Source organism: Aeromicrobium sp. CF3.5, assembly GCF_051262695.1.
GTDB lineage: Bacteria > Actinomycetota > Actinomycetes > Propionibacteriales > Nocardioidaceae > Aeromicrobium.
In genome coordinates, this window is the sequence record NZ_JBIMEZ010000006.1 from 229,283 (window position 1) to 246,854 (window position 17,572).

Genomic DNA, 17,572 nt, shown 5'->3' on the forward strand with positions numbered 1-17,572 from the left:
ACCATGGACACGACCTTCACGATTCGCCGGCGCACCTTGGCGGTCAGCGCCGTCCTGGCGCTGACCACCACCCTGGCTGCCTGCGGCGGAGACGACTCCGCTGCGGACGGCTCGGTCGAGTTGACCCTCGCCCACAGCTACACCGTGGACCAGCCGCAGAGCACCTGTGGCGCCGAGGTCATCAAGGAAGAGGTCGAGGCGGCCGATGCCGGGCTGAGCGTGGAGATCTTCCCCGACAGCCAGCTCGGCGGTGACGCCGATCGCATCGCCTCGGTGCAGTCCGGCGACATCGACATCGACATCCAAGGTGCCTCCGCCCTGGCCGCTGTCTACGAGCCGGTCGGTGTGATCGACGCCGCCTACGCCTTCCGCGATGCCGAGGCGCTCGACACCTACTTCGCCAGCGAGGCCGCCGACGGCCTGAAGAGTGACTTCAAGGAGGCTGCCGGCAGCACCATCATTGGGGCGTGGTCGGCCGGAGCGCGCCAGTTCACCGCGAACGACCCCATCCGTGAGCCAGACGACCTCAATGGTCTGCGGGTGCGGTTCCCGGGCTCGCCACAGTTCTTGGCCAACGCCAAGGCCCTCGGCGCACAGGCCACCGAGGTCGCCTACGAGGAGCTCTACCTCGCCCTGCAGCAGGGCGTCGTCGACGGTCAGGAGAACCCGATCGTCAACATCGACGCAAGCAACCTGATCGAGGTGCAGGACTACATCAGCATGTCCGACCACGCACAGAACTCGAACCTCATCGTCGCAGGACCGGTCTACGACGAGCTCACCCCCGACCAGCAGGGGGTCGTCGATGACGCCGTCGCCGAGGCCGTCGCCCAGATGCCCGGCTGCGTCGAGGCCGCCGAGAAGGAGACCCTCGAGACCTGGATCGCCGATGACTCGATCGAGATCGTCGATGACGTCGACCAGGAGGCCTTCGCCACACAAGCCGACGCCTGGTTCCGGTCCAACCTCGACACTGATTCGCTCGCGGTCTACGAGTCCATCAAGGACGCCGAGCAGTGAGTGACGACGGCGCCGCTCGGGGCGTCGTTGTCCCCACCTATCGGGGGCCAGTGGCAGCCGGTGATCTCGGACCGACCCTCACCCACGAGCACCTGTTCGTGCGTGACCCGCAGCTCGACCGCGACTATCCACATCCGGAGTGGGACGAGGACGCCGCCGTCGAGACCGCGGTTGCCGGGTTGGAGGACCTCTTCGACCAGGGCGTGCGCACGGTGGTTGACCTGACCGTGCCGGGACTGGGACGCGACGTGGGCCTCGTGGCCCGCGTCGCGGCTCGGGTCCGGATCCACCTGATCGCCGCCACCGGTTGGTACACCGACACCGTCTTGCCGAACTACTTCCGCACCCACGGGGAGGGCCGACTGGTCGGCGGCCCCGACCCCTTGCCGCAGATGTTCCTGCGCGACGTCACCGAGGGCATCGGGGGATCGGGCGTGCGGGCCGGAATGTTGAAGGTCGTCAGCGACACGCCGGGCCTGACCCCGGACGTGACGCGGGTGATGGAGGCCGCCGCCGAGGTGCACGTGCAGACCGGGGTGCCGATTACGACCCACAGCAACCCCTCGCTGCGCGGTGGCTTGGGACAGCTGGCTCTCCTGACTGGCCGCGGCGTGGACCCGCAGCGGGTCGTGGTGGGCCACAGTGGTGACAGCGACGATCTGGACTACCTGCGACAGCTGATGGATACCGGCGCATTTGCGGCCTTCGACCGTTTCGGCATGGCGCACGTGCAGGACGACGAGACGCGCATCATCACCCTGCTGCGGTTGCTCAAGGACGGGTACGCCGATCGGCTGCTGCTCTCCCACGACACCGCCTACTTCAGTCGCGTGACCCCGCCGTCGTGGCGTCGTCGGGTGTCGCCGCTGTGGACCCATGACCACCTCTCACGTCGCGTGCTGCCGCAGCTGCTCGCTCGCGGCGCCTCCCACAAGGACATCGACCTGATGATGATCGACAATCCGCGCCGCCTGTTGGCGTTCGCACCTAGGACGCCATGACCGGCTACCGGGTCGGACTGGTGGGCCACGGTGTCCATCCGTCCCTGACCCCGCCGATGCACCGACGCGAGGCTGAACACCTCGGCCTGGACTATCGCTACGACGTGATCGACCTGCTCGACGAGCCCGACCTGCGCCTTGACACGCTGCTGAAGCGGCTCGAGGAGGAGAGCTACGACGCGGTCAACGTCACGCATCCGTTCAAGCAGGACGTACTGACCCACGTCGACGAGCGCAGTGCCGCAGTCGACCAGGTCGGTTCTGCCAATCTCGTGCTCCTCGGCGGTGGCCAGCGCATCGCGCACAACACCGACCTGACCGGCTTCCGCAGCGGTTTGGATCACTTCCTGGGCGACCGTCCGCGAGGAAGCGTCCTGCAGGTGGGCGCCGGCGGCGCTGGCCTGGCGACCGCGTGCTCGCTGGTCGCCATGGACTTCGCCGACATCGTGGTGCACGACCGCGACCCGGCGGCGGCCGAGGCGTTGGTCCAGCGATACCCGGGACGACTTCGGGCGACGGGCGCAGTCGACCTTGCCGACGAGGTGCTGGCTGGTGCCGACGGCGTCGTCCACGTGACGCCGATGGGCATGAAGGAGCACCCCGGGACCGCATTTGCTCCCGAGGTGCTGGCAGTCGGCTCATGGATCGCCGAAGTGGTCTATCGGCCGCTGGAGACCGAGCTGGTGAGTCGGGCACGTGCGCGTGGTCTCGACGTGCTTGACGGCGGTCTGATGGCGGTGGGGCAGGCGGTCGACAGCATCCGCCTGATCACCGGCATGGAACCGGACCGGGAGCGGATGCTCGCGCATTTCCACGGCCTCGTCGGCGCCTCGACACCCGGGGGAGCGGCATGAGGACCGTACACGTGCTGCAGGGGCCAAATCTCAACCTGCTCGGCACTCGAGAACCGGGCGTGTACGGAACCGAGACCTACGCCGACGCCATCGCGCAGTGCGAACGCGCTGCAGCGGCCAACGGTCTGGTCGCCGATGCCCGTCAGTCCAATCACGAGGGAGACCTCGTCGACTGGCTGCAGGAGGTAGGTCGCGAGGTCGCTGCGGGCCGATCGGTCGGGGCGGTACTCAACCCTGGCGCGCTGACCCACACGTCGGTCGCGATACGCGATGCGATCTCAGGCGCCCAGGTACCGGTGGTGGAGGTCCACCTGACCAATGTGCACGCCCGGGAGGACTTCCGTCACCTCTCGTACGTCTCTCCGGTCGCCCGGGGCGTCGTGATCGGGCTCGGCACCTTCGGCTACGAGCTCGCCGTGCAAGCGCTCGCCAGCCTCGCCACCACTACGCAGGAGGAACCCCGATGAGAAAATCCACCGCCACTGTCTGTCTCAGCGGCAACCTCGAGCAGAAGATGGCCGCCTGCGCTGACGCCGGCTTCGACGGTATCGAGATCTTTGAGCCGGATCTCGTCGCCAGCGATCTGAGTCCTGAGGAGGTGCGGGCGCGCGCCGAACGACTCGGACTGAGCCTGGATCTGTATCAGCCCTTCCGTGACTTCGAGGGAGTCGACGAGGCGACTCTCGACGACAACCTGCGGCGTGCCCGCTCCCGGTTCGAGGTGATGCGTCGACTCGGCATGGACACCATGCTGGTGTGCAGCAACGTCGCGACGGCGACCATCGACTCCGACGAGGTCTCCGCCCAGCAGCTGCGCCGACTGGGCGACCTGGCGACGACGTATGGCGTGCGCATCGCGTTCGAGGCGCTGGCCTGGGGGCGCTACGTCGACGACTACCGCCGGTCGTGGCGGATCGTCGAGCTTGCCGACCATCCAGCAGTCGGGGTGTGCTTGGACAGCTTCCACATCCTCTCGCGCGGGCACGATCCTGCGGCGATCGAGCAGATCCCCGGCGACAAGATCTTCTTCGTCCAGCTGGCCGACGCCCCGGCTCTGTCGATGGACGTCCTGTCCTGGAGTCGCCACCACCGGCTCTTCCCCGGCGAGGGCGCCTTCGACCTCGGTGCGTTCGTGGCGCACGTCGCGCGCGCCGGCTACACCGGCCCGCTGTCACTGGAGGTCTTCAACGACACCTTCCGCCAGACCGACACCCGACGCACCGCCGCGCACGCCCTGCGCTCCCTGATCTGGTTGGAGGACCAGGCGGCTCGCCTTCTCGGTGAGAACGCACCGGCCAGCCCCCATGTGGAGCGCATACCTGGTGCCGTTGCGCCCAGCGGCGTCGACTTCGTCGAGGTGCGTGCCGAGGACGTGGGCGAGGTCGAGCAGGTGCTGGACCAGCTCGGCCTGACCTTTCGCGGACAGCATCGGACCAAGGCGGTGCGGTTGTGGTCGGCGGGCGGTGCTCGCATCGTGCTGAACGAACAACATGCCCGCGACGAGCAGCCCCACGTCGCGGCGGTCGGATTCCAGGTGCAGGACCCCGCCACGGCGGAGGATCGGGCGAAGGCGCTGCGCGTGCGGGCGGTCTCCCGCCGATCCCAGGCCGACGAGCAGCGGCTCGCCGCGTTCGTCGCACCCAACGGACTCGAGGTCTTCTTGGTCGGACAGCCAGAAGGCTGCGGTGTCGCGGTCGATCCAGGCTGGGTCACGGAATTCGATCACGGCTTCGAGGACCATGCCGTCCCCGGGCACGGCACCGGGTCCTGGTCGATCGACCACGTCAACCTGGTGCACACCTGGGAGGAGCACGACGAGGCCGTGCTGTTCTACACCAGTGTCCTCGGGCTCGAGGCGCCCGCCGCCACCGAGGTCGCCAGCCCCCATGGACTGGTGCGGAGCCGCGTCATGCGCTCCTCGGACGGCCGGGTGCGGCTGCCGCTCAACGTTGCTCCCGTGGTCAGCGTCGACTACCCCGAGCACGTGGCGCTGCTGTGTGACGACATCGAGTCCGTGGCCCACCGGGCGCGCGAACGCGGCATGCGATTTCTGGCCCTGCCCGACAACTACTACGACGACCTCGAGGCCCGGTTCGGACTGGGCAAGAAGCGCATCGCTCGACTGCGCGACCTCGGCCTGCTGTACGACCGCGACGCCGCGGGTGAGTTCTCGCACTTCTACACCCGACGCATCGGGCGGATGTTTTTCGAAGTGGTCCAGCGTCACGGCGGCTACGCGGGCTACGGCGCCGACAACACGCCGGTCCGCCTCGCGGCCCAGGCGCGGGTGGACGGAGTGCTCGAAGCAGCCTGGTGACCCCTCCGTGACGTAGCCGTGGGCCGGCGACGGCGAGGGAGAGCTCGATCTCGATGAACACATCGGCGCGGTCGCCGTCGGAGGACGGGATCGACTGACTCCTCAGGATCCCGGACGCGAGCGACGCTTCTCGGCCGGCGTACACGAGGTTTCATCGGCGTCGTTGGCCAAGTTGGTCCCACGATTGGTCCGCCGTCACTAGACTGTCACGGAGTCAGAAGCGGAGCCCGGGCCAGTCGCACGAAATCGTCGCGCAGCCGGGCGATCGCGGCAGTGTGATCAAGCAGTTCAAGGAAGTGGTGGAGCAGTGCGGGTTGGCAACGTCTCGGGCAACCGCCGAGCCCCGCAGCGCAGCGCTGACCGCTCCACGCCCCGATCCGCCTCGCCGGACAGCACTCCGTCCGCAGGTGGGCAGCGACGTCGGGTGAAACAGCGACCGCGGCGTCGCTTTTCTCCTGCGATCGTCGGAACACTGGTTCTTTTGGGGGCCGCGATGGGAAGCTGGAGCGGGTCCGACCAGACGGCGCCTGCGCTGGTGGCTGACCCGGTCACGGGCGTCATGACGGCAGCTGACATCGACCCGGCTGAGCGGGCCGTGATGGGGGTCGACGTGAGTCCGGACCTCGACCGCGTGGAGCTCAGAAGTCGGGCCACCGAGCAGGCTGAGCAGCGGGCCGTGGCCCTCAGCGAGGTCGAGGGCCAGGTGCAGACGCGCACCGACGAGCTCGAGCAGGAAGAGGCCGAGCGGAAGTTGCAGGACGAGGCCGAGCAGAAGAAGCGGGACGAGGCCGAGGAGGCCGAGCGTCGCAAGAACCAGTGGGTCATTCCCGTGGCCACCTATCAGCTCTCGGCGCGATTCGGTCAGCAGAGCAGCCTGTGGTCCAGCGGATCGCACACCGGGGTGGACTTCGCCGGCCCCACCGGCACCGAGATCGTGGCCGTGGCGGGCGGCACGGTCACATCGGCCGGTTACTCCGGCGCCTACGGCATGCGCACCGTCATCACGTTGGCCGACGGCACCGAGGTCTGGTACGCCCACCAAAGTCGGATCACGGTGACCGTGGGCCAGACGGTCCAGCCCGGCGACGTGACCGGGTACACCGGGGCCACGGGCAACACGACGGGACCGCACCTGCACCTCGAGGTCCGCCCGTCGGGCGGCGATCCCGTCGATCCCGTCGCCGTCCTGGCCAGCCACGGCGTCCAGCTCTGACCTGACGGCGCCGAGCCCGTCGACTCATCCCGCGACGCACCTCGAGGCCGTGCGGTCGGCGGCGTTGAGAATGCCTCTGCTGGGTACGTGTGCCCTGAGGTGCGGAACGTCCGCTCTGCAGGACACCGAGATGGGGACAGCATGGATCGTCCGACTCAGCAACACCGCCGGCCCGACGGCGTCGACGACGCGACGGTCGAGGCCGTGGACACGCTCACCCGTGCCCTGGAGACCGTCGAGGTGGCCCGTGGAAATCTGCTGCAGTTCCACCGCCTGACCGGTACCGGGGACACGCAGCTGCGTGAATCGGTCCGGCAGCTGCGCGCTTGTGGTCACGACTCCCTGGCCGACCGGATCGAGACCGAGCTGGTCGGGCGCAACGTGCTCGAAGGCCGATGGACCTTCCAGATCATCGAGGAGTACGACGACACCTACTTCTCGTTGTGGCGCACGATCGAGCAGGAGGCCAGGGACGAGCTGGTGGAAGGAAGGCGCCACCTGTTCGAGGCCGAGATGAAGGAGACCAACCGGACTCACGGTCATCGCAACCACACAGCGGTGCCGCCGGAGACGACCTGACACGCACCAGCGTCCGACACCGGGCTGCGCGTCAGATCACCAGGTGAGCTCGATCTCGAGCTCGTTCTCCTCGCCCAGCTCGACCTCGACCTTGAGGTTCACCTCGTCGGGGATGCTGACGGTGATGCGGCGGCTGTCGCGCTCGAACTCGACCGAGTTGTGGCGGGACAGTGCATCGGCCAGAGCCCGCAGCTTGGCGGCGGCCTCTTCGCGGGTCATGCGCTGGGTGGTGTCGATCTCGAACAGGTCCATGGGGTCTCCTCGGTGTGCGGTGGATGCGGCCTGAGTGCCGTGTCCTCTACATGGTGCAGGGTCGGCCAAGAGCGCCCGCTCAGAGCATCACAGACCCAAGTGGACGCCCGCATCGCTCAACACGTCCTTCAACCCGTCGACGATCTCGTCGAGCACCGTCGCATCGCTGATCAGCGGCGGAGCGATCTGCAGAACGCTGTCGCCGCGGTCGTCGGAGCGGGCGATCAGGCCGGCCTCGCGGAGCCGGTGCGGCAGGTATCCGCGCAGCAGGCTGTCGCGCTGGGCCTGGTCGAGCCGGGTGTCGTGCTCGTCGGCAACCATCTCGACGGCCCAGAAGAATCCGGATCCGCGCACGTCGCCGACGATCGGCAGATCGAGCAGCTCGTCCAGGCGACTCCGCAGATGCGGCTCGAGCGAGCGCACGTTCTCCAGCACGCCGTCGCGCTCGAAGATCTCGATGTTCTTCAGGGCAACGGCTGCGCTGACCGGGTGTCCACCGAACGTGATGCCGTGCCGGAACGGCTTGCCCTGCGCGATCAACGGCTCGACGACGTGTCCGCCCGCGATCACCGCTCCCATGGGCGCGTAGGCCGACGTCAGGCCCTTCGCCACGCTCATCAGGTCGGGCACGATGCCCTCATGCATCAGGCCGAACCACTCGCCGAGACGTCCGAAGCCGCAGATCACCTCATCGGCCATCAGCAACGCCCCGTGGCGATCGGCGAGCTCACGCAACCCGGCCCAGTAACCGGGCGGGGCGACGAGGCAACCGCCGGCGTTCTGCACGGGCTCGGCGATGATCAGGGCCACCTCGTCAGGTCCGGCTGCGATGATCGCTGCCTCCATCTCGGCGAGCAGACGGCGCGTCTGAGCCTCCGGGTCGTCGGCATCGGGGGAGCGGAACGAGTTGGTGTTCGACACGTGCGTGACGTCGATGGGCGGAGTGCCGAATCCGTCCTTGAACCGCGGGATGCCGGTGAACGACAACGCGCCCAGCGTCACGCCGTGATAGGCCACGTCGCGGGCGATCGCCTTGGTCCGCTGCGGCTGCCCGTTCGCGAGGAAGTGCTCGCGCACCAGCTTCCACGCCGCCTCGACCGCCTCGGAGCCACCGCCGGTGAAGAAGACGGTGTTGCCCTCTCCCGGAGCGAGATCGGCGAGTCGCTCGGCCAGGTCGATCGCCGGAGGATGGGCGGTCGCCCAGTTCGTGTTGAAGGCCAGTGTCGTCATCTGCGCCGTCGCCGCCTCGGCGAACTCCGCACCGTAGGAGTAGCCCAGCTGGGAGCAGAACAGGCTCGACAGCGCGTCGACGTAGCGACGTCCGTCGGTGTCGAAGACGTACGGCCCCTCGCCGCGCTCGAGCACCAGGAGGTTGTCGTGATGCTGTGCGGCGAAGTGCATCATCAGGGGCATGGCGGACATGGTGGGAACCTACGCCTCCGAGGTGTCAGACCGCCCACCTAGGATCGACCGGTGAGGTCAGCGCTGGACAAGCAGATCGTGCGGCTGGCGTGGCCGGCTTTCCTCGCGCTGATCGCCGAGCCGCTGTTCCTGCTGGGTGACGCCGCCATCGTGGGTCGTCTGGGTACCTCCGAGCTCGCCGGGCTCGGGATGGCCTCGGTGATCCTGCAGACCATCGTGGGCCTGTGCGTGTTCCTGGCCTACGGCACCACGGCGAGCGTCGCGCGCCAGCTGGGCGCGGGTCAGACCTCGCGTGCGCTCACCCAGGGGGTCGATGGCATCTGGTTGGCCGTGATCATCGGGGTCATCGTCACCGCTGTCGCGCTGGTGGTCGTCGATCCCGTGGTCGCGGCGTTCGGGGCCACCGACGTCGTCAACGGATTCGCCCTGGACTACCTGCGCATCGCCCTGCTGGGGGTCACTCCGCTGCTGGTCATCCTGGCCACCACCGGGATCCTCCGCGGTCTGCAGGACACCAGGACACCGCTGGTCGTGGCGATCGCGGGCAACGTCCTCAACGTGGTGCTGAACGTCGTGCTGGTCTTCGGCGTCGGGTCCTTCGAGGGCCTCGGGATCGCCGGGTCGGCCTGGGGATCTGTGGTGGCGCAGGCACTCAGTGCTGCAGCGCTCTTGTGGGTCGTGCTGCGCGCTGCGCGGGCGCAAGGGGCGGCCCTGCGACCTGACTCCCGCGGCGTCCTGTCGGCAGCCCGGGCCAGCGTGCCCCTGGTCGTGCGCACCCTGACCCTGCGAGCAGCCCTCCTGCTGACCACGTACGCCGTGGTGTCCGGCGCTGGTGGATCCGCCGAGCAGACCGTCGACCTCGCCACCCACCAGCTGGCGATGACCCTGTGGGCCTTTCTGGCGTTCGTTCTCGACGCCCTGGCCATTGCCGCTCAGGCCCTGACAGGGCGACAGCTCGGCGCCGGCGACACGACCGGTACTCGTGCGGTGACCCGACGCGTGATCCAGTGGGGGATCGGTGCCGGGGTGGTGACCGGCCTGCTGCTAGCAGCCGCCAGCCCGGTGCTCGGTTCGCTGTTCACCGCGGACCAGGCGGTTCAGGACAGACTCGTCCCGGTGCTGATCGTCGCCGCGATCGGCCAACCGTTGGCCGGTGTCGTGTTCGTGCTCGACGGCGTGCTGATCGGCGCCGGCGACGGTCGCTACCTGGCCTGGATGGGCCTGGTGGCGCTGCTGGTCTACGCGCCTGCGGTGTGGGCCGCGGCCGCGACCGGAGGACTGGTGCTGATCTGGGTGGCGTTCGCCGGGATCTTCATGGCCGCCCGAGGCGTCGTGCTGGTGGCACGGGCTCGCGGGGAACGCTGGATGGTTCTCGGCGCGTGATACGCCCCCTCAGCGGTCGGCGCGAGCAGCGATGGCCGCGTCGAGGTGGTCGAACATCTCGAGTCCCGATGCCTCGACGTGTGGGCCGTGCAGCGCATGGTCCGGGTCGACCATCGCGACCTCGATCCCGTCAAGACCCAGACGCCGTGCGACCTCCAGCAGCATCCGCTGGCCGACGTCGTTGAGGCGGTAGGCGCGCGTCAGGTCCAGCACGACCCGTCCGGTGGTGTGCTCGGCCTCGCTGATCGCCCGCACCACCGTCTCAGCGCCGGTGAACCGCAGATCGCCCTGCACCTGGTAGACCGTCACCGGGTCGGGCCCGTCGGTCGTGAAGGCGTCCCGGAGGGCCGAGCGGCCTTCGTGGGCGACCTCCATCATGTGCATGCCCATGTCCGTCGACAGCCGCTCGAAGGTCTCCACACCTCGCACGCTGCTGCCGTGCGAGTCCAGCCGCGGCGAGAACACCGCGATGCCGACCTGGCCGGGCAGCGCGCCGATCACACCGCCGGACACGCCACTCTTGGCAGGGATCCCGACGTCGGTCATCCAGTCGCCCGCAGCGTCGTACATGCCGCAGGTCATCATCACGCTCAACATCTGCCGCACGGATCGGCGACTCAGGATCTGCTCGCCCGTGGTCGGCTGCACGCCCGCGTTGGCCAGGGTCGCGGCCATCATGGCCAGGTCGCGGCAGGTGACTTCGATGGAACATTGGCGTGAGTAGCCGCGTACCGCCTCGACGGGATCACAGTCCAGGATGCCGACGGCCTTCATCATGTGCGCCAGACCCAGGTTGCGGTGCGCGGTGTCGAACTCGGAGGTGAACGCCGACTCGTCGATCCGAAGCTCTCGGCCCGCGCAGCGACTGAACATCTCACGCAGACGCTCGGTGCGCTGGATGCCGTCGTCGCCTGCGACCAACGAGTGCGTCAGGATCGCGCCGGCGTTGATCATCGCGTTCTTGGGTCGGCCCGTGCCCGGTTCCAGGGAGATCTCGTTGAAGGCCTCACCCGAGGGTTCGACATCGATCTTCTCGGCCATCGCCTCATGACCCTGGTCTGCCAGTGCAACTCCGTAGGCGAACGGCTTGGACATCGACTGGATCGTGAAGGTGGTCTCTGCGTTGCCCGCGGAGTAGACGGTGCCGTCCACCGTGGCCAGGCAGATCCCGAACCGATCGGGATCTGCGGCCGCGAGCTCGGGGATGTAGTCAGCGACCGCGCCGCCGTCGGTCCCGCAGGCGTCGAGGACCTCGAGCAGGTAGTCGGGGATGGGGGAGTGCACGGCGCCATCGTGTCACTTCACTCGATCCGGCGGATCGCCCACACCGCAGTGCGAGGTCGTCGTGTCCGGTTCGGCCGAGAGCGTGTCGTTCGAGATGCTCACAAAGGCCACCAGCGAACCGAGCACCAGCAGCGCCGTCGAGATGATCATGGTGCGATCAAAACCGGCATCGAAGGCCGCGGGCCGCTCGTAGTCGTTGCCCGCGATGCCCGCCACGAGGGGAAGCACGGCGATTGCCAACAGCCCGGCACCGCGAGCGACGGCGTTGTTGACCCCTGATGCCAGACCGGCGTGCTCGTCGGGTGCGGCCGCGATGGCCGTCGCAGTCAGCGGTGCCACCATGATCGCGAGTCCCAGACCGAACACGGTCACCCCCGGAAGCACATCGCCGAGGTAGGAGGCGTCGGGGCCGATCCGCAGCATCGCCACCAGGCCGAGGGCACACACCAGTGGTCCGACACTCATCTGTAGTCGCGGTCCGATGCGGTAGGCCAGGGCACCCGATCGCGAGGACAGGACCAGCATGAAGGCCGTGATCGGGAGGATTGCGGTGCCGGCCGCGATCGGGCGGAACCCGGCCACGACCTGCAGCTGGAGCAGGAGCAGGAAGAACACGGCGCCCATCGCGCCGTACACCGTGAACGTGACCAGGTTGGCGGCGGAGAACTGACGAGATCTGAAGATGCCGAGTGGAAGCATGGGATGTCGACCGCGGTGCTCGATCACGACGAAACCCACGGCCGCCACGACCCCCAGCAGCCCGGCACCGAGCACCAGGGGCGATCCCGATCCGCGTGCTGGCAGCTCGACCAGGGCGTAGGTGATGCCGCCGAGGGCGACCACGCCGGTCAGGGCCCCGACGAGGTCGAGCCCAGGCGCTGCCTCAGGGTCACGCGTCTCGGGCACGTGGCGCATCGCGATCACGACGACGATCACGGCGAGCGGAGCGTTGATGAGGAAGATCCACCGCCAGGACACCGACTCGACCAGGAAGCCGCCGAGAAAGGGACCGGCCGCCGTGGCAATCCCGCTCAGGCCCGACCAGGCACCGATGGCTCGGGAACGGTCCTCGGGCACGAAGGTGGCCTGGATCATCGCCAGGCTGCCGGGGGTGAGCAGGGCAGCGCCAATGCCCTGCACGGCTCGGGCCGCGATCAGGGTCTCGATCGAGGGGGCCAGGCCGCACGCCAGGGAGGCCACCGCGAACCACACGACGCCGATGACGAACAACCGTCGGCGCCCGAAGCGGTCAGCCAACGACCCACCCAGCAGGATGAACGACGCGAGCGTGAGGGTGTACGCGGTCACCGTCCACTGCAGACCCGAGAACGGAGTGTCCAGCGAACGCCCGATCTCCGGGAGCGCGACGTTGACGACCGTGGCGTCGACACCGGCCAGTCCGGAGCCGAGGATCGAGGCTGCGAGCACCCAGCGGCCCTGCGGGGAGCGCAGTCGGATGCCCTGCGAAGAGGTTTGGGCAGGGTCGGTCACGGACGTCCGTAGGCCTCGAGCCAGCGCAGCCAGACCTCGCTGACCGTGGGGTAGGAGGGCACGGCGTGCCAGAGCCGCTGGATCGGGACCTCGCCGACGATCGCGATGGTGGCCGAGTGCAGCAGCTCGGCGACGTCGGGCCCCACGAAGGTGGCCCCGACGAGCACGTGTCGGTCCTCGTCGACGACGGCGCGGGCGAACCCGCGGTAGTCGTCGGACACGGCGGCCGATCCGCCGAGTGCGGCCAGGTCATGGTCGAGCGTGCGCACGCGCAAACCGGCGGCCAGCGCCTGTTTCTCGGTCAGGCCGACCGACGCGACCTCCGGGTCGGTGAAGGTCACCTGGGGCACGAGTCCGTCGTCCGCGGTCGCGACGTGCGTGCCGAACCGGCTGGTGTCGAGGTCGCGTCCGGCGGCGAGCGCCACGATCGCGTCGCCGGCGGCGCGGGCCTGGTACTTGCCCTGGTGGGTCAGCAGCGCGCGGTGGTTGACGTCGCCCACGGCCCAGAGCCAGTCGACCTCGGTCGAGCGCAGGGAGTCGTCGACGTCGATCCACGCGCCAGCGGTGAGGCCGACGCGTTCGAGGCCGATGTCGTCGGTCCGGGGACGACGACCCGTGGCGACCAGCACCTGCTCGGCCTCGATCGTGGATCCGCCGACCATCTCGAGGACCACCTTCTGGTCGGTGCGGTGCGCCGAGTCGACCTCGGCGCCGATCCTGACGGTGACTCCCAGCGCCTCCAGCGCCTCGCCGACCAGCTCCCCGGCGAACGGCTCCATCGCTTCCAGGAGCGGGCCGCGGGACAGCATCGTGACCTGGGTCCCGAAGCCGGCGTACGCCGTGGCCATCTCGCACCCGACAACACCGCCCCCGATGATCGCGAGGCTCACGGGAATCGTCTGTGCGCTGGTGGCCTCGCGGCTGGTCCAGGGGGCGACGTCGGCCAGCGGTCCGGGCACGACGGCCGACGAGCCGGTGCAGACCACCACCGCGTGGCGTGCCCGCAGCACGGTCTCGGTATCGGAGTTGGTGTCGGAGGAGTTGGGGACGGTGACGGTGACCTGGCGCTGTCCGGTGATGCGGCCATGGCCGCGCACGAGGTCGATCCCGGCCGATTCCAGCCAGCTGACCTGGCCGTCATCATCCCAACCGCTGGTCATCTGGTCGCGGCGTCGCAGCACGCCGGCCACGTCGAGATCGCCGGTGACAGCTTGCCTGGCACCGTCCAGATGCTGCGCGGCGCGCACGGCGGCCCCGCTGCGCAACAGCGCCTTGCTGGGCATGCACGCCCAGTAGGAGCACTCACCGCCGACCAGCTCACTCTCGACGATGACGGTCTCGAGCCCGCCCTGCACCAGGCGATCTGCGACGTTCTCACCCACCGCTCCGGCTCCCAGCACGATGACGTCGACCTCACGAATGTCCATGCGAAAAATGTACGCCTGCCGACTCTGGCAGGCTGAGTCGATGAGCTTGTCGAGCGTCGCCGTGTTTTGTGGATCCCGCTTCGGGAACGATCCGGCCTACGCCGATCTGGCACGCCACACCGGACGCACCCTGGCCGAGCGTGGCCTGACGGTGGTCTACGGGGGAGGTCATGTCGGACTCATGGGCGTCGTGGCCGACGCTGCGCTCGAGGCCGGCGGCCGGGTGATCGGCGTGATTCCGCGCCAGCTGCACGACCGCGAGGTCAGCCACAGCGGTGTCACCGAGCTGCGTGTCGTGGAGTCGATGCACGAGCGCAAGCAGGTGATGGCCGATCTGTCCGACGTCTTCGTGGCGCTGCCCGGGGGAGTCGGCACGGTCGAGGAGATCACCGAGCAGTGGACGTGGGCCCAGCTGGGCATCCACGCCAAGCCGAGCGCCTTCCTGGACCTGCCGGACACGGCGGGAACCGGTGACGGGTTCTGGTCACCGATGCGTCTGCTGATCGATCAGCTGGTGGGCCACGGATTCGTGGCGGCCGACGAGTCCAGCATCCCGGTGTTCGTGGACGACCTCGGCGCGTTTCTCGACAACCTCGATGCGCGGGCATGATGCCGGTCATCCGGGTCGTGGCCGCGCTCGTCACGGACCCCGAGGGTCGGGTGCTGCTGGTCCGCAAGCGAGACACCGTCATGTTCATGAACCCCGGCGGCAAGCCCGAGTCGGAGGAGTCGCCCGAGCAGGCCCTGTGCCGAGAGCTGGCCGAGGAGATCGGTCTGGAGGTGTCCGTCTCGCAGCTGCGTCCGATGGGTTCATTCACCTCGGCGGCGGCCAACGAGCCCGGCCACGAGGTGCGGGCCGAGGTGTTCGCCCTGCAGGTCGACCATCCGGACCACACGATCGGCGCCGAGATCGTCGAGTCCGTCTGGGTCGATCCGACCGGTCGCACCGGCGACATCGCCGTCGCGCCGTTGGCCACCGAGCACCTGCTGCCCCTGGCGGTCGGTCAGCGACCGTGACCGGGCTGGCGGCCCTCTGACCGGGCGCGCAGCGCGTCGAGGCGACGCCGGTCCCGCTTGGTGGGCCGTCCGGCGCCCGGATCTCGCTGCGCGACGACAGCGGGTCGCTCGGCCTTGGGCAGCGGCGGCGGAGAGTGGTCCTCGTAGCAGCCCGCGGCGACTGCGGCACCCACCCGCTTGGTGATGACCCGGGTCACGACGTACTTCTTGGTTCCCCCGGGCGTCAGCGACTCGACCGTGTCGCCGATCTTGATAGCGTGCGACGCCTTGACCTTGTGGCCGTTGACCGACACGTGGCCAGCCTTGCACGCCGACGATGCCATCGACCGGCTCTTGTAGACGCGCACGGCCCAGGTCCACACGTCCGCGCGTACTGACTCGGCCATGGCCCGACCCTATGCTGAGACGATGAGCGAGCCCGAGACCATCGAGATCACCGGCGACATGATTCGGCTCGGCCAGCTGCTGAAGTTTGCGAACGTCGCCGAGAGCGGCGCCCAGGCCGGGTCGATGATCACCGACGGAGACGTCCTGGTCGACGGTGAGGTCGAGAAACGTCGGGGCAGGCAGCTCGGTCGCGGCGCCGTCGTCGAGGTCCGCCTGCCGGGCTCGGTCTGGTCCGGCCGCATCGCCTGATCGTCAGTCGATCCCGACGGCTCGCTGGTACACGAAGTCGTGCTCGAGGCGAGCGCCGATCTGGAAACGCTTGGTGCCCACGCGCACGAAGTTCTCGCGCTCGTAGAAGCGGTGCGCCCGGGCGTTCTCCTCGTTGACGCCCAGCCAGACGACAGCTGCACCGCGACCCATCGAGGCGTCGAGCACCGCCGTCATCAGGCGTGTGGCGGCCCCCGTGCCGTGGGCGTCGGGGGAGACGTAGAACTTGCTCAGGTAGATCGCCGGGCGAGCGCTCACCACGGCGATGACATCGGCATCGTCGGGCTCCTCGGCGATCAGCATCGCGTAGCCGAGCAGGATGCCGTCGACGTCGTCGACCAGCACGTCGCGGTCCGGGTCGATCAGGTAGCCAGCGAGTCGGTCGATCGACAGGTGCTCGGCGATGAACGCGGCGATGGCCTCCGGGGCTGCGTCGTCGGGAGCCGCCAGCGGGAACGTGCGCGCGGCCAGCTCCGCGAGTGGTTCGAGATCGGCGTGAGCGGCTGGTCTGATGGGCACGTCGACACGATAGTGCGCCGCCACCGATACTTTTCGACATGACGTTTCCCGCATCGCTGCCCACCCCTCGCACACCCGAGCCGCGCGATGCGCCGCCGTTGCGCTGGGCGGTGCTGGGCCCGGGATGGATCGCCAGCCAGTTCGTGGGCGCGCTGCAGCGCCACACCGTGCAGCAGGTCGTCGCGGTCGGATCGCGGGAGGTGGGTCGGTCCCAGGAGTTCGCTGATCGGTTCGACATCCCCACAGCCACTGGCTCGTACGTCGAGGCGATCGAGCTGCCCGACGTGGACATCGTCTACGTGGCCACACCCCATCCGTGGCACGCCGAGCTGGCGATCGCGGCGATGCAAGCCGGCAAGCACGTGCTGATCGAGAAGCCGATGGCGACCAACGCAGCCGACGGACAGCGCATCGTCGATGTCGCGCGCGCAACGGGCCGGTACTGCTGTGAAGCGTTGTGGACCATGTTCCTGCCCAAGTGGGACGTGCTGCGTCAGGTGATCGAGAGCGGTTCGATCGGGCAGATCAAGTCGATCTCGGGCGAGTACGGGGAGTGGTTCACCGAACCGCACCGAAACTTCGAGCCCGATCTGGCCGGCGGGCCGCTGCTGGACATCGGCATCTACCCGTTGTCGATGATCACCTCGCTGGTGGGGGCGCCCGATCAGGTGAGCGCCCTTGGCATCGCGCATCCCACCGGCGTCACGGGCCAGCTCGCGGCCACGATGACCCACCCCGGCGACGTCCTGTCGACCTTCATGACCTCGCTGTACGGAGAGCTTCGCAACGAGCTGCGCATCGTCGGCACCGAAGGGGTGCTGGTCGTCGAGCCGCTGCACAACAGTCCGGGCTCGTTGTCCGTGCGGTCCGCCGACGGTTCGATCGAGCTGCGCCACGAGGAGCCGGCCAGTGACCACCTCGACGGTCTGCACTTCCAGGCGGTCGAGGCGGCCCGACGTGTCACGGCGGGGGAGACCGAATCACCGCACCGCACGCTGGACGCCTCGATGATCACGCTTCACGCCGTTGACGCGATCGCGGCACGGACCGAGCCATCACGGGCCTGATGTCGACAAGGCCGGTGGGTCTGCGTCCCATCCCACCCCGGGATGGGACGCAGACCCACCGCCGCCAGCGCC

Annotated in this window: 19 protein-coding genes; 12 read left to right on the top strand and 7 right to left on the bottom strand. The window is 68.8% G+C overall.

All coding sequences use genetic code 11. The features are described 5' to 3' along the window. Nucleotides 1-3: 3 nt before the first annotated feature. The 7 genes from ACHAA3_RS12770 to ACHAA3_RS12800 all read left to right on the top strand — a co-directional run bounded on the left by ACHAA3_RS12770 (nt 4) and on the right by ACHAA3_RS12800 (nt 6,984). On the top strand, nt 4-1,020 hold the full coding sequence (locus ACHAA3_RS12770; RefSeq protein ID WP_435709402.1) for a DctP family TRAP transporter solute-binding subunit: 1,017 nt from the start codon (nt 4-6) through the stop codon (nt 1,018-1,020). Continuing rightward, the gene (locus tag ACHAA3_RS12775; protein WP_435709403.1) at nt 1,017-2,021 is read left to right on the top strand and encodes a phosphotriesterase family protein; all 1,005 of its coding nucleotides are present in this window, start codon (nt 1,017-1,019) and stop codon (nt 2,019-2,021) included. The genes ACHAA3_RS12770 and ACHAA3_RS12775 overlap by 4 nt, the downstream gene beginning before the upstream one ends. Further along, entirely contained in the window at nt 2,018-2,875 is an 858-nt protein-coding gene (locus tag ACHAA3_RS12780) for a shikimate dehydrogenase (RefSeq protein WP_435709404.1), read from the top strand. The genes ACHAA3_RS12775 and ACHAA3_RS12780 overlap by 4 nt, the downstream gene beginning before the upstream one ends. Then, nucleotides 2,872-3,342, top strand: coding sequence for a type II 3-dehydroquinate dehydratase (gene aroQ / locus ACHAA3_RS12785; protein WP_435709405.1), 471 nt, complete (start codon nt 2,872-2,874; stop codon nt 3,340-3,342). The genes ACHAA3_RS12780 and aroQ overlap by 4 nt, the downstream gene beginning before the upstream one ends. Next, on the top strand, nt 3,339-5,192 hold the full coding sequence (locus ACHAA3_RS12790) for a bifunctional sugar phosphate isomerase/epimerase/4-hydroxyphenylpyruvate dioxygenase family protein (RefSeq protein ID WP_435709406.1): 1,854 nt from the start codon (nt 3,339-3,341) through the stop codon (nt 5,190-5,192). Before aroQ ends, ACHAA3_RS12790 begins: the two co-directional genes overlap by 4 nt. A gap of 493 nt (nt 5,193-5,685) precedes the next feature. After that, nucleotides 5,686-6,405 carry a M23 family metallopeptidase gene (locus tag ACHAA3_RS12795; RefSeq protein WP_435709407.1) on the top strand — a complete coding sequence of 240 codons (720 nt, stop codon included), beginning with the start codon at nt 5,686-5,688 and terminating at the stop codon, nt 6,403-6,405. Nucleotides 6,406-6,546: 141 nt separating this feature from the next. After that, the gene (locus ACHAA3_RS12800) at nt 6,547-6,984 is read left to right on the top strand and encodes a hypothetical protein (protein ID WP_435709408.1); all 438 of its coding nucleotides are present in this window, start codon (nt 6,547-6,549) and stop codon (nt 6,982-6,984) included. A 36-nt stretch (nt 6,985-7,020) separates the two neighbouring features. On the opposite strand, the gene ACHAA3_RS12805 is transcribed toward ACHAA3_RS12800, so the two are convergent. Next, nucleotides 7,021-7,236, bottom strand: a complete 216-nt coding sequence (locus ACHAA3_RS12805) for an amphi-Trp domain-containing protein (RefSeq protein WP_435709409.1) — start codon at nt 7,234-7,236, stop codon at nt 7,021-7,023. Nucleotides 7,237-7,323: 87 nt separating this feature from the next. After that, nucleotides 7,324-8,658: an aspartate aminotransferase family protein gene (locus tag ACHAA3_RS12810; RefSeq protein WP_435709410.1), complete on the bottom strand. Its 1,335-nt coding sequence runs from the start codon at nt 8,656-8,658 to the stop codon at nt 7,324-7,326. A gap of 51 nt (nt 8,659-8,709) precedes the next feature. Here ACHAA3_RS12810 and ACHAA3_RS12815 point away from each other — a divergent pair, with 51 nt between their 5' ends. Continuing rightward, on the top strand, nt 8,710-10,041 hold the full coding sequence (locus ACHAA3_RS12815) for an MATE family efflux transporter (RefSeq protein WP_435709411.1): 1,332 nt from the start codon (nt 8,710-8,712) through the stop codon (nt 10,039-10,041). Nucleotides 10,042-10,050: 9 nt separating this feature from the next. On the opposite strand, the gene ACHAA3_RS12820 is transcribed toward ACHAA3_RS12815, so the two are convergent. The 3 genes from ACHAA3_RS12820 to ACHAA3_RS12830 are packed head-to-tail and all read right to left on the bottom strand — an operon-like array spanning nt 10,051 to nt 14,243. Beyond that, nucleotides 10,051-11,325 (bottom strand): glutaminase, encoded by a 1,275-nt coding sequence (locus ACHAA3_RS12820; RefSeq protein ID WP_435709412.1) that lies wholly within the window; start codon nt 11,323-11,325, stop codon nt 10,051-10,053. Between the two features lie 12 nt (nt 11,326-11,337). Beyond that, the gene (locus ACHAA3_RS12825) at nt 11,338-12,816 is read right to left on the bottom strand and encodes an MFS transporter (RefSeq protein WP_435709413.1); all 1,479 of its coding nucleotides are present in this window, start codon (nt 12,814-12,816) and stop codon (nt 11,338-11,340) included. Beyond that, nucleotides 12,813-14,243: a dihydrolipoyl dehydrogenase family protein gene (locus ACHAA3_RS12830; RefSeq protein ID WP_435709414.1), complete on the bottom strand. Its 1,431-nt coding sequence runs from the start codon at nt 14,241-14,243 to the stop codon at nt 12,813-12,815. Before ACHAA3_RS12830 ends, ACHAA3_RS12825 begins: the two co-directional genes overlap by 4 nt. A 40-nt stretch (nt 14,244-14,283) precedes the next feature. Between ACHAA3_RS12830 and ACHAA3_RS12835 the strand changes: the two genes are divergently transcribed. Together ACHAA3_RS12835 and ACHAA3_RS12840 are read left to right on the top strand one after the other, a co-directional pair. After that, entirely contained in the window at nt 14,284-14,853 is a 570-nt protein-coding gene (locus ACHAA3_RS12835) for a TIGR00730 family Rossman fold protein (RefSeq protein ID WP_435709415.1), read from the top strand. Beyond that, complete coding sequence (locus ACHAA3_RS12840) at nt 14,850-15,260, top strand: NUDIX hydrolase (protein ID WP_435709416.1); 411 nt, start codon at nt 14,850-14,852, stop codon at nt 15,258-15,260. Before ACHAA3_RS12835 ends, ACHAA3_RS12840 begins: the two co-directional genes overlap by 4 nt. Here ACHAA3_RS12840 and ACHAA3_RS12845 read toward each other — a convergent pair. Beyond that, entirely contained in the window at nt 15,248-15,646 is a 399-nt protein-coding gene (locus ACHAA3_RS12845; protein WP_435709417.1) for an RNA-binding S4 domain-containing protein, read from the bottom strand. The two genes, ACHAA3_RS12840 and ACHAA3_RS12845, sit on opposite strands and share 13 nt — an antisense overlap. A gap of 22 nt (nt 15,647-15,668) precedes the next feature. Here ACHAA3_RS12845 and ACHAA3_RS12850 point away from each other — a divergent pair, with 22 nt between their 5' ends. After that, on the top strand, nt 15,669-15,896 hold the full coding sequence (locus ACHAA3_RS12850; protein WP_435709418.1) for an RNA-binding S4 domain-containing protein: 228 nt from the start codon (nt 15,669-15,671) through the stop codon (nt 15,894-15,896). Between the two features lie 3 nt (nt 15,897-15,899). On the opposite strand, the gene ACHAA3_RS12855 is transcribed toward ACHAA3_RS12850, so the two are convergent. Further along, nucleotides 15,900-16,433, bottom strand: coding sequence for a GNAT family N-acetyltransferase (locus ACHAA3_RS12855; protein ID WP_435709419.1), 534 nt, complete (start codon nt 16,431-16,433; stop codon nt 15,900-15,902). Between the two features lie 38 nt (nt 16,434-16,471). Between ACHAA3_RS12855 and ACHAA3_RS12860 the strand changes: the two genes are divergently transcribed. After that, nucleotides 16,472-17,500: a Gfo/Idh/MocA family protein gene (locus ACHAA3_RS12860; protein ID WP_435709420.1), complete on the top strand. Its 1,029-nt coding sequence runs from the start codon at nt 16,472-16,474 to the stop codon at nt 17,498-17,500. The last annotated feature ends 72 nt before the right edge of the window (nt 17,501-17,572 follow it).

Bases quoted from the DNA above. Each gene is read 5' to 3' on its own strand.
- ACHAA3_RS12830 (WP_435709414.1), bottom strand. From the start codon at position 14,243: ATGGACATTCGTGAGGTCGACGTCATCGTGCTGGGAGCCGGAGCGGTG.
- ACHAA3_RS12805 (WP_435709409.1), bottom strand. From the start codon at position 7,236: ATGGACCTGTTCGAGATCGACACCACCCAGCGCATGACCCGCGAAGAG.
- aroQ (WP_435709405.1), top strand. From the start codon at position 2,872: ATGAGGACCGTACACGTGCTGCAGGGGCCAAATCTCAACCTGCTCGGC.
- ACHAA3_RS12780 (WP_435709404.1), top strand. From the start codon at position 2,018: ATGACCGGCTACCGGGTCGGACTGGTGGGCCACGGTGTCCATCCGTCC.
- ACHAA3_RS12790 (WP_435709406.1), top strand. From the start codon at position 3,339: ATGAGAAAATCCACCGCCACTGTCTGTCTCAGCGGCAACCTCGAGCAG.
- ACHAA3_RS12835 (WP_435709415.1), top strand. From the start codon at position 14,284: ATGAGCTTGTCGAGCGTCGCCGTGTTTTGTGGATCCCGCTTCGGGAAC.
- ACHAA3_RS12795 (WP_435709407.1), top strand. From the start codon at position 5,686: ATGGGAAGCTGGAGCGGGTCCGACCAGACGGCGCCTGCGCTGGTGGCT.
- ACHAA3_RS12860 (WP_435709420.1), top strand. From the start codon at position 16,472: ATGACGTTTCCCGCATCGCTGCCCACCCCTCGCACACCCGAGCCGCGC.
- ACHAA3_RS12850 (WP_435709418.1), top strand. From the start codon at position 15,669: ATGAGCGAGCCCGAGACCATCGAGATCACCGGCGACATGATTCGGCTC.
- ACHAA3_RS12810 (WP_435709410.1), bottom strand. From the start codon at position 8,658: ATGTCCGCCATGCCCCTGATGATGCACTTCGCCGCACAGCATCACGAC.
- ACHAA3_RS12845 (WP_435709417.1), bottom strand. From the start codon at position 15,646: ATGGCCGAGTCAGTACGCGCGGACGTGTGGACCTGGGCCGTGCGCGTC.
- ACHAA3_RS12840 (WP_435709416.1), top strand. From the start codon at position 14,850: ATGATGCCGGTCATCCGGGTCGTGGCCGCGCTCGTCACGGACCCCGAG.
- ACHAA3_RS12800 (WP_435709408.1), top strand. From the start codon at position 6,547: ATGGATCGTCCGACTCAGCAACACCGCCGGCCCGACGGCGTCGACGAC.
- ACHAA3_RS12770 (WP_435709402.1), top strand. From the start codon at position 4: ATGGACACGACCTTCACGATTCGCCGGCGCACCTTGGCGGTCAGCGCC.